Source organism: Prevotella sp. P3-122 (assembly GCF_002251365.1).
In the GTDB taxonomy this organism is placed as follows: Bacteria; Bacteroidota; Bacteroidia; order Bacteroidales; family Bacteroidaceae; genus Prevotella.
This window is the reverse complement of the sequence record NZ_NPJH01000028.1, coordinates 1-279: the sequence shown is the minus strand read 5'-3', so window position 1 is coordinate 279 and position 279 is coordinate 1. Positions and strand designations below refer to the sequence as shown.

Below are 279 nucleotides of genomic sequence, written 5' to 3'. Positions count from 1 at the left end.
TGTCAATATGTCAAAGATCTCTTTCCCAACATAAGGGAAGTGTGGAGAATAACGGATTCGAACCGTTGACCCCCTGCTTGCAAAGCAGGTGCTCTAGCCAGCTGAGCTAATCCCCCAATAGGTGGTAAAAGGCTTGCTTACCTTTAGTACTCTGACCTCGTAGCCTCGGTCGAAGTGTAGTCCCAGGCAGATTTGAACTGCCGACCTCCACATTATCAGTGTGGCGCTCTAACCAACTGAGCTATAGGACTGTGCAGGTCACGCGGCGTGTTGCCCGAA

2 tRNA genes are annotated in these 279 nt (G+C 50.9%); both read right to left on the bottom strand.

Annotation, left to right across the window (positions count from 1 at the left end):
* Positions 1–42 precede the first annotated feature (42 nt).
* A tRNA-Ala gene (locus CIL02_RS05535) sits at positions 43–116 on the bottom strand.
* A 61-nt stretch (positions 117–177) separates the two neighbouring features.
* A tRNA-Ile gene (locus CIL02_RS05530) sits at positions 178–251 on the bottom strand.
* Between the last annotated feature and the right edge of the window lie 28 nt (positions 252–279).